4 protein-coding genes are annotated in these 3,746 nt (G+C 39.9%); all 4 read right to left on the reverse strand.

Features of this window, described 5'->3' with window-relative positions; genetic code table 11:
• Positions 1–152: 152 nt before the first annotated feature.
• Positions 153–380 carry a transposase gene (locus PKO02S_RS34070; RefSeq protein WP_127589238.1) on the reverse strand — a complete coding sequence of 76 codons (228 nt, stop codon included), beginning with the start codon at positions 378–380 and terminating at the stop codon, positions 153–155.
• A 77-nt stretch (positions 381–457) separates the two neighbouring features.
• The gene (locus PKO02S_RS31665) at positions 458–904 is read right to left on the reverse strand and encodes a hypothetical protein (RefSeq protein WP_127589234.1); all 447 of its coding nucleotides are present in this window, start codon (positions 902–904) and stop codon (positions 458–460) included.
• Positions 905–937: 33 nt separating this feature from the next.
• The gene (locus tag PKO02S_RS31670; protein ID WP_127589236.1) at positions 938–1,636 is read right to left on the reverse strand and encodes a hypothetical protein; all 699 of its coding nucleotides are present in this window, start codon (positions 1,634–1,636) and stop codon (positions 938–940) included.
• Positions 1,637–1,667: 31 nt separating this feature from the next.
• Positions 1,668–3,746 (reverse strand): polymorphic toxin-type HINT domain-containing protein (locus PKO02S_RS31675; protein ID WP_246067667.1); only part of this gene is annotated, 2,079 nt, incomplete at its 5' end.

Consider the following 3,746-nt stretch of genomic DNA (forward strand, 5'->3'; position numbering starts at 1 on the left):
ACAAAACACAGACGGACGAGGATACTGAATCAAATCTCAATTTGATTTAACCATGAACAGTGCTTCGGTATGTAAACAAATCGAATGCGGTGCGCAGGATCGGCCAAGAACGCTGCGCGACTCGGTTGAGTTGCCAGCACGCCGGACTTTCCTTACTCTCTCAGTGGCTGGTCTATCCCACAGTAACGGGCGACCAACCGAACCAGGCTCTCCGACTGGTGCGTGTTCAAACCATCCGCGACAAAGATCCATTCCGCGTTGGGATCGGTGTCCAAGAGTTGTTGGACATGGCAAGTAAAATCCGCCTTGTTTCGGGTCGGCGCCATCATGGAGGAAGTGATTTTTCCAGTGGCCACTTCAAGCCCGGAAATGAGACTCAGCGTGCCCTACCGCACATATTCAAGTAAAAAGAACGAAGCCAGAGTATGGCGATACTCCGGCTTCTAACAAAACACGCTTACTTTCCTCCATATTTGACTGCATCCTTCATTCTAGTGGAGGAAAGTGTGCTCAAATCTTTTGTTGCAATCAATGTGTTGGGATCAACTCCCATTTGCATTCTAGGACCATTAGGATTAAATTCATTACCTATTACTTTTGGTGTCTTTGAAAATATTCCTTTGACAAACCCCTTAACTGCCGAACCTACATCATCAATCTTATCAGAAATAGCGTTCACTGTTTTAGCAGCTACATTTCCAACTCCTTCTACAAGTGTCATTGCTCCTGCTTTTCCAGCGTCCACAACACTCGCCATCACATTGATAGCAGCGGTTCCTCGTTCATCCCGCGAAAGGTCCTGGTTCATCATTGTATCAATATAGTCGAACAATGATGGATTCTTTATTACTGCAACAGGTGTATACCCCGCTGATGGATCAGTGACATAATTATCATCGTACATGCTATTTGTTCAAGAACAAAGAAAAAGAGACGTTTATAAAGGAAAAATATTAGTGAAACAAATATCCTGCTTTACTATACAAAGACTTAAGCGATATGCCCTTTTTCCTTCAATAATATCCAATAGGTCTTTCAGTATTTTCTTCTCTTGTTGAAGAGTAACCTTGTTAAGGTTTCTAATACCGACAGCACCATAAGAAATTATTTCATCCCTAGAAAACTGAAGAGATTCATTGATGTGCAACATTGTAACAATTGTTTCATTTAATACATAATCACTTCTTGTATTCACTTGGGTTGAAGCTAATAATTTCCTCAAAGTGTCCGTATCATCATCACTCAAACGTCTATCTGTTAATAACTCAGTAATAAATCGAAATAAAAGTAGTGACTGATTATTTGGAAGAACAAGCAAATTTTCTTTAACCGAAATCACCTCGGTATATTTCCTTTTACCTTCTAGGTATTCGATTATTTCCTCAATTTCAGAAAGGTAATAAGATGAATTGCTCTCCTTAAATCCATAATCCCAATCATCAAGTGAAGGATCATTTAGGTCACGTAACCTCATCAAAATATCAACTAGTAACCTATTTCTTATATATTGATCATATCCGTGCCGACATAATAATCGGTACTGCTCATCAGCCCACCGAGATAGTTGCTCTACTTCTGCTAACTTATGCATAACAGACACTAGTTTACCTTGAAGCACGTCATGAATTGACTCCATTTTTTTCACCTCGCTGTGTGTTTGATAAACATTATTTAATATCTAAATAATCTCGTGTTCCATCTGGGTTAACAATAAAGCCTTTAGCTGAGATTACATGACCAGTTGTTTTGTTTATTACCGAGTGGATTCCCACTCGCTGTCCATCTGCATTCTGCCATGTCTCTATATATTTATTCCACTCATTCGGATTAAAGGTGGTAATACCTTTACTTCTTGCTATAGCTGCATAATTACCATTTGGATCTTTCAGTTCCTTCGGTTTGTTCTCTATTTTTGTCATATTATTATCTAGGTAACTTCTATCCAAACATCCACCATTAGTATTATGCACCCATATACCAAGGTCACTAACAAAATAGGTATGGAACTCATCAACAGTCATGTTATAAACTGTTACATGCGTTTGCATCAGTTCAATGTTATCTATCTTAAGTGTTGCCCCATCATTCTGAACAAGTAAGTCTCCAACCTTGAGGTCTTTAACGAAAGTCCATCCTTTATCCTCCACATAAAACGGATGATTAAAAGTAGATTCAATTATCTGACCACCTACATGAATGTTGTAAATCTCATCCGTTTCATGGTTAAAAGTAGCGGTTACCTCTTTATGAGCAACCTCTCCCGTCTCTTCATTCTTCGAAAGTACCTCATCACCAACATTAATCTCCTCGATAGGTTTCTCTCCTTCGATAGTTAGCACTTTAGTACCAGCAGTAAAGCAATTGCATTCTACTATTCCACCAGAGGTTAATTTAAATTCCTTTGCAACCCCATCAACTGATTGAACAATCTGACCACTACTATTGAATGAAGCCTGCCCATTCCAACAATTAACATAACTGCAAGCATTATTTCTTATACTTTGATTCTCAGCATGAAGCACATCCATTGTTGCTTGCTGATCGTCCCTACATGAATCCGAGCTGCAATTATTATAAGTGTAGTAAGCTCCCCACCATAAATCCGAATTTTTATTCATTCGGGCTTGTAAGTTGCTATCATTAATAAATGTATCAAATCCACTTTCGTCCGTAATGAAGTAGCCATCCCCTCTACAAGAATATGCTCCTTCACATTGCTCATGTCCAGTAGGGTCTAAATAACGAAGCGGATTATTACTTACGTACGTATAAAGATTCAAACTTAGAGGATTTGTTAATTCGCCTTCATACGCATCCTCACCCATAAATCGCCCGATGCTAGGATCGTACCATCGTGAACGTAGGTACTGCAAGGAAGAAGCGTTATCCCAATACTCACCACTATATCGGAACGGCTGTGCCACACTTTCTGGTGAAGTAGTTAGTGGATTTCCCCAAATGTCATAGGCATATTGGTTGAGTCTTGTATCTCCAGTTGCGTCTCGCAACTCAACCACATCGCCATGACCATTGTGCAGATAGTAAGTATTCTCAGCGTTCATATCATGTCGGGCAATAAGTCCAATACCTCTGATATACCTGGCTTTAAGTATAGCAGTTGCACCGCTTACCGTTCCCTCGGCAATTACGGAACCGCCGTCATAATACAACCGAGTAGTAACCCCATTCTCGGTACGCTCAGAAAGAAGGCCATCACCATTGTATTTGTAAGTAACGATCTTTCCAGTTGCAGTTGTTACCTTCACCAATTGATCACGACTATTATACTCATAAGTTGCATCTGTTGACTCAGAAGGGTTCTCACTTGTAAAGCTGTTCCGATTACCACGAACATCATAGCCAAATGTTTGAGACTGGACATCGGAATTAACAACTCGATTCAGATTGTCGTAGGTGAAATTCTTAGATGAACTATTCTCTATTCGATTCGTGATGTTCCCATTATTGTCATAATTGTAGTCATAAGCGTTTAGAACTGTCCCGTCAATTTTCTTATGGGTCAACGTATCAAGGCGGAAACCATCATATGTGAAATTTGATGATACACCATTCTTTTGCTGAATCTTCTTTAACTGCCCATTCTTGAAGTAGGTATATTCCGCATCATGGTCTTCATAGGTAGTATCAACATCTTCAAGAGTCTGTCCAACACTCAAAAGTCGATTCAGATCATCATACCAGTAGTAAACATTCCCACCGAACGGGTCAGTCATTTGGCGGCGGTT

The organism is Paenibacillus koleovorans NBRC 103111 (genome assembly GCF_004000845.1).
In the GTDB taxonomy this organism is placed as follows: Bacteria; Bacillota; Bacilli; order Paenibacillales; family NBRC-103111; genus Paenibacillus_AA; species Paenibacillus_AA koleovorans.